Here is a 5860-nt window from a genome sequence, read left to right on the forward strand (position 1 = left end):
GCTCTGCGTCGCATGCCGTTCTGGACGCTCTACGTCCGATCTTGCATCAGCGCGATCACTGCCTGGCCACCACAATCCCCTGCGCCAGCTCTTCCACCGGCTCGTCAGCCGCCATTCTCGCCTTCATCCGCTCGGCATCCCGGCTGAAACAGCGCGAAGCCTGATACAGGAACAGCAAGGTCAGAAACAGCGCTGCCGGGATCAGGTACATGGCATCGTGCAAACCGATGGCTTTAAAGCTTTCGCTCATCACCTCGACACCTGCAACGCCCATCGCAGCATGGGCAAAGTGATCAGACAGCAAACCGACCACCACCGGCCCCAGCCCTCCACCCAGCAAATAAAGCCCGGCAAAGAACAGCGCCATGGCCGTGGCCCGCAGGCGCGGTTCGATTACGTCCTGAATAGCGGTGTAAACGCAGGTATAGAAGTTGTAAGCGAACAGCCAGCCCAGACTGAATACCCCCACGAACACACCGATCCCGATCTGCCCTGCATGCAGCGCATAGCCTGTGGCCAGTGCGGCGATCAACATGCTGATGGTCGCAAACAACAGCCGTCCATTGGAAAAGCGCTGGTGCAGTTTGTCGGCTATCCAGCCCCCAAGCGTCAGACCGATCAGCCCGGTTACGCCGACAATAACCCCGGTCGCCACTGCAGCTTCCTGCAAGGGCAGCAGAAAATAGCGCTGCAGCATCGGCACCATGAATGAATTGCAGGCGTAAGTCGCAAAGTTGAAGGTCAGACCGCCCAGCACCAGCCAACGAAAGGTCGGAATCGACAGCACACGGCGGATCGGCTTTTCAATCTTCGCCTCTGACATCCGCACGCTTTCAGCCGCGCCGCGCCTGGGCTCCTTGATGAAAAAGATGAACACGACCAGCAACAGACCAGGAACCGCAGCGATAAAGAACGGTGCGCGCCAGCTGTCAAACGCCTTGACCATAGCGCCGATGGTAAAGAACGCCAGTAGTAGACCCAAAGGCAGACCCAGCATGAAAAGCCCCATGGCCCGCGCACGCCGATGGGCTGGAAACAGATCACCGATCAGTGAGTTGGCAGCAGGCGCGTAGCTGGCCTCACCTATGCCGACGCCCATTCGCACCAGCAGGAAGGTCCAGAAACTGCCCACCATGCCATTGACCGCAGTCAACCCGCTCCAGACCGCCAGCCCGCAGCCCATGAGTTTCTTGCGCGACCCGTTATCGGCCATGCGCCCCAATGGCAGACCGGCGAAAGCGTAGACCAGCGTGAATGCGGTCCCCAGCAACCCCAGTTGAAAGTCACTCAAATGCCATTCCAGACGAATGGGCTCGACGATAATCGCCGGGATGGTGCGATCAAAGAAGTTGAACAGATTGGCCAGAAAAAGCAGGAACAGCACGCGCCAGGCATTGGCAGCCTGAGTAGCGTTTTCAACCTGGAGCGTGTTCATAAGGCATCCATCCCTTGACTCTCAGTCACTTCAATCTAGAAGCAGAAGCGCTATCTGTCTGTAAACATTCGTAACTACGCACAGGACATGATGGCCTTTTATAACTGTTCGTTATTGAGTCAATATCAAAATGGCCGCTCGCAGGGGTGGCAGGTTGTAAACAGCTTCTATACTCAGCTCAAATCGCCAGGTCCTGAGGCTTGGCGCTCTTGTAGTGAGAATAGGGCGCGCTATGGAGTGGCTGGGTTTGAACGTATTCGCTGACCTCCCAGCGGACGGGCAATTATTGATCGACTGCAGTCATAACCTGTTTCTGGTAGCGCTGGCTTACGGTGTGGCTTACGGTGTGGCTTGCGCCGCATCCTTCGCCACGCTGGATATTGCCGACCGTGTCATTCAGGTCGACGCCATCAAGAGCCGTCGCCTGTGGAAAGCACTGGGCGCGTTATGCCTGGCGGGCGGCGTGTGGGCAATGCATTTCATCAGCATGCTGGCGTTTCAGGCCCCACTGAAAATCTCTTACGACCTGACCGTCACGCTGGCTTCCCTGCTGATCGTGCTGATCACTGCACTGGTGGCCATGAGAGCCCTGACCATCCCTGAGCTGACGCTCAGGCGCTGTCTGATCAGTTCGCTGGTCATGGGGACCGGCATCAGTGTCATGCACTATCTGGGCATGTCGGCGATGCGCTCCGCTGCCACACAGTACTACGAACCGCGGATGTTCGCGCTGTCGATCGTGGTTGCCGTCCTTTCCAGCATTGCTCTGCTGACACTGTCCCGGCATCTGCGTCAGTACAACGGCATGTTTCATCAGATGTTCCGCTACGGGGTGAGTCTTCTGCTGGGTGCGGGTTTGCTGACCATGCACCTGATGGGCATGAGGGCATTGCGACTGGTCATGCCCGAAGGCGCCACGCTGCACATCCCCGGCACCGAAAACAGCCAGCAGCTTGGGCTTACCATTGCCGCCATCACCCTGCTTATCATCGCCGGCAGCATCAGCGCGGCAATGGCCGACAAGAAACTGCAAGGCAAGGAGCATGACCTGCAACGCGTCAACGCGCTGCTCAGCCAGCTGGATCAGGCCCGCGTCTCGCTTCAGCAGGTGGCCCATTACGACCCGTTGACCAACCTGATCAACCGCCGGGGCTTCAATCAGATATTTGCCGAAAAGCTGCAGGAGCACACCTACAACAACGGCATGCTTGCAGTGATGTTTCTGGACATCGACCACTTCAAGCGCATCAACGACAGCCTGGGCCATGACGCCGGTGACGAACTGCTCAAGGTGATTGCCGAACGCATCCGCAGCGCCACCCGTGTGCAAGACGTGGTCTCCCGTTTCGGGGGCGATGAATTCTGCATACTGCTGAGCATTCCGGACTACGAGGAGGCACGACACCTGGCCTATCGGGTCATGCAAAAAATGAAGGAAACCATCGCGCTGGCAGGAAGGCGCATGGTCATGACGACCAGTATCGGTATCGCCGTGTTCCCGCGTGACGGTTCAACCTGTGATGAACTGCTCAAACACGCAGACCTCGCGCTTTACCAGTCCAAGGACAACGGGCGCAACAGGGTCAATTTCTTCAGCCCCGCGCTCAAGACCAGGGCCAGCCTGGAGCTGCATCTGGAGGAGGAACTGCGCAATGCCCTGCGCGAAGAGACCGGCCTGCAGGTCTACTATCAGCCTATCGTCGACATGCATACTGGCCACGTTGCCAAGCTGGAGGCACTGGTGCGCTGGAATCACCCGCAACACGGTTTGCTGGCTCCCGGGCGCTTCATCGGCATTGCCGAGGCCAACGGTCTGATCGCCGAGCTGGAGCGCCGCGCCTGTCACGACCTGCGCACACTGCGTCAGGAAGGGCTGGAACAGCTGATCATCACGGTCAACTGCTCGGCACTCACGCTGGGCCGCGACGAACTGGTCGAAGAGGTCGAGCAGGCACTGGCCGACGCCGACGTTGCACCTGGCCGACTGGAACTGGAGGTGACCGAAAATGCGTTGATGGGCAATATCAGCAATACCATTCTGATGCTCAAGCACATTCGCAGCCTGGGGGTCTCCCTGTCGATTGACGACTTCGGCACCGGCTACTCATCACTTGCCTATCTCAAGCGGCTGCCACTGGACACGCTGAAGATCGATCGATCATTCATCATTGATATTCCCCAATCCCCACAGGATATGGAAATCGTCCAGGCGATTCTCGTCATGGCTCATACCCTGCACCTGAAAGTCGTCACGGAAGGCGTGGAAACCCCGGCTCAACTTGAGTTTCTCAGCCGATTCGGCAGTGATTACGTACAAGGCTATCTGTTCAGCAAGCCTCAGCCACTGGAGCGAATCCTGCCCCTTGCCAGACAGATGAACGAGCGCGAACCGACTACCCGTTGGTCTGCCCTGCCACCACCGCACATGCACGGCCCGGACATCGACGTTTCAGAACCTGCCGATGTGTTTGCCGACCTGACCGACAATGACGAATTTGCCAGTCACAGGCCCGTTCGTACCTGACGCTACGCTTTGTAGTCACTGGTGGGCAGGTGTGGTTTTACGCTACGTCGACGCCGGGACAGTTACCTTCCAACTCACTCCAGCAAATCGTCAGGCACCTAAATGGTGCGCAAATCAATCCTGCGCTCTGTTTTGAATCAGAACCCAAGATGCCACCACTACAGCCCAGAGCGAAGGATCGGTCTCCACCAGCTCAAGCGCCTTGCTTTCCGAGACCTTTCCGACCTGTCCTTCAGCCAGCCATGCAGACACCCTCACTGCATCATTTTCGGCCACGGCCTCGGCAACTTCGATCAAATCCAGGGGCAGCTCGACCCACAACAGGGCACCCTTGGCAAAGAATGGTTGCAATTCAGTCCAGGTGATTGATGCGGTTTCGCCAAGCAGTTTGGCATAGAGGGTGCTAGGTTCTTGCGTCATGGGTTTTCACCAGAAAGAAAATCGGCGCAATGATAGCGCCGACTTTCCCATCGGCAAGCCCAGAAGCAGGTGATTTATCGCGGGAAAGTGCAGATAACCTTCATGGATCTGAAGCGATTTCAGGGCCTCAGGCGGTTTGATTCTGTAACTTTCTTTCGATTAAGCGACACGCATCGGTTTGTCCCCAAACGCCCGGCTTTCCAAGCCAACGAGTGGCACTCTAAACTGTTCCGGTACAGTTGGCGGCGTGGGAGAACCGGTGATCGAATCCGGTCCTGGAGCCTTGGCCATCAGGATTATAAAAACTACAACGCAAGAGTGGAGCATCATGACTAAGGGTACCAATAAGCTTTCAAGGCTGTTTGCCGCACTGGTTATGGCGGGGGTTGCCAGCCATTCGTTCGCAGCTGACACCATCAAGATCGGCATCGCCGGCCCCAAGACCGGCCCGGTTGCCGAATACGGCACCATGCAGTTCAACGGTGCCAAAATGGCAATCGAGCAGATCAACGCCAAAGGCGGCGTGGATGGCAAAAAGCTTGAAGCCGTCGAATACGATGACGCCTGCGATCCGAAACAGGCCGTTGCGGTCGCCAACAAGGTGGTCAACGACGGCGTGAAATACGTGGTCGGTCACCTGTGCTCCAGCTCCGCCCAGCCAGCGTCCGACGTTTACGAAGACGAAGGCATCATCATGGTGACCCCCGCTGCCACCAGCCCGGAAATCACCGCACGCGGCTACAAACTGGTATTCCGCACCATCGGTCTCGACAGCGCCCAGGGCCCGGCCGCTGGCAACTACATTGCCGACGTCGCCAAGCCGAAAATCGTTGCTGTGATTCACGACAAGCAGCAGTACGGCGAAGGTATCGCGACAGCAGTCAAGCAGACGCTGGAGAAAAAAGGCGTCAAGGTTGCTCTGTTCGAAGGTATCAACGCAGGTGACAAGGACTTCTCGTCGCTGATCGCCAAGCTCAAGCAAGCCAACGTCGACTTCGTCTACTACGGCGGCTACCACCCGGAGCTGGGTCAGATCCTGCGCCAGTCCAAGGAAAAAGGCCTGAACGCGAAGTTCATGGGCCCTGAAGGCGTGGGCAACGAGTCCATCTCGCAGATCGCCGGCGAGGCTTCGGAAGGCCTGCTGGTCACCCTGCCAAAATCCTTCGACCAGGACCCGGCCAACCAGGCGCTGACCGAAGCCTTCAAGGCCAAGAAAGAAGACCCGAGCGGCCCGTTCGTCTACCCGTCCTACTCCGCCGTTCGGGTCATTGCTGATGGCATCGCCGCCGCCAAGTCCGAAGACACCGCCAAGGTGGCTGCTGCCATCCATGCTGGCACCTTCAAGACCCCGATGGGCGAGCTGAGCTACGACGACAAAGGCGATCTGAAGAACTTCCAGTTCGTGGTTTACGAGTGGCACTTCGGCAAACCGAAGACCGAAGCCGCCAAATAAGCTGCTTGCGTTAACCCTCAAAGCCCAC

The 5860-nt window shown here is 57.7% G+C and carries 4 protein-coding genes and 1 pseudogene; 3 read left to right on the forward strand and 2 right to left on the reverse strand.

The window, feature by feature from the left end; all coding sequences use genetic code 11:
* Positions 1-55: 55 nt before the first annotated feature.
* A complete protein-coding gene (locus tag ALO64_RS12750; RefSeq protein ID WP_005732269.1) occupies positions 56-1435 on the reverse strand; it encodes a spinster family MFS transporter in 1380 nt (459 codons plus the stop codon).
* 232 nt (positions 1436-1667) lie between these two features.
* Between ALO64_RS12750 and ALO64_RS12755 the strand changes: the two genes are divergently transcribed.
* On the forward strand, positions 1668-3959 hold the full coding sequence (locus tag ALO64_RS12755) for a putative bifunctional diguanylate cyclase/phosphodiesterase (protein ID WP_044343433.1): 2292 nt from the start codon (positions 1668-1670) through the stop codon (positions 3957-3959).
* 114 nt (positions 3960-4073) lie between these two features.
* Here ALO64_RS12755 and ALO64_RS12760 read toward each other — a convergent pair whose 3' ends face one another.
* The gene (locus ALO64_RS12760) at positions 4074-4379 is read right to left on the reverse strand and encodes a DUF2288 domain-containing protein (protein ID WP_044343434.1); all 306 of its coding nucleotides are present in this window, start codon (positions 4377-4379) and stop codon (positions 4074-4076) included.
* A 29-nt stretch (positions 4380-4408) separates the two neighbouring features.
* Between ALO64_RS12760 and ALO64_RS26645 the strand changes: the two are divergent.
* Positions 4409-4631: pseudogene (locus ALO64_RS26645) on the forward strand (hypothetical protein); the annotation flags it as partial.
* Positions 4632-4707: 76 nt separating this feature from the next.
* Positions 4708-5832, forward strand: coding sequence for a branched-chain amino acid ABC transporter substrate-binding protein (locus ALO64_RS12765; RefSeq protein WP_044343435.1), 1125 nt, complete (start codon positions 4708-4710; stop codon positions 5830-5832).
* Positions 5833-5860 lie beyond the last annotated feature (28 nt).

Origin of the sequence: Pseudomonas meliae, assembly GCF_001400515.1 — a bacterium.
Taxonomy (GTDB): Bacteria; Pseudomonadota; Gammaproteobacteria; order Pseudomonadales; family Pseudomonadaceae; genus Aquipseudomonas; species Aquipseudomonas amygdali.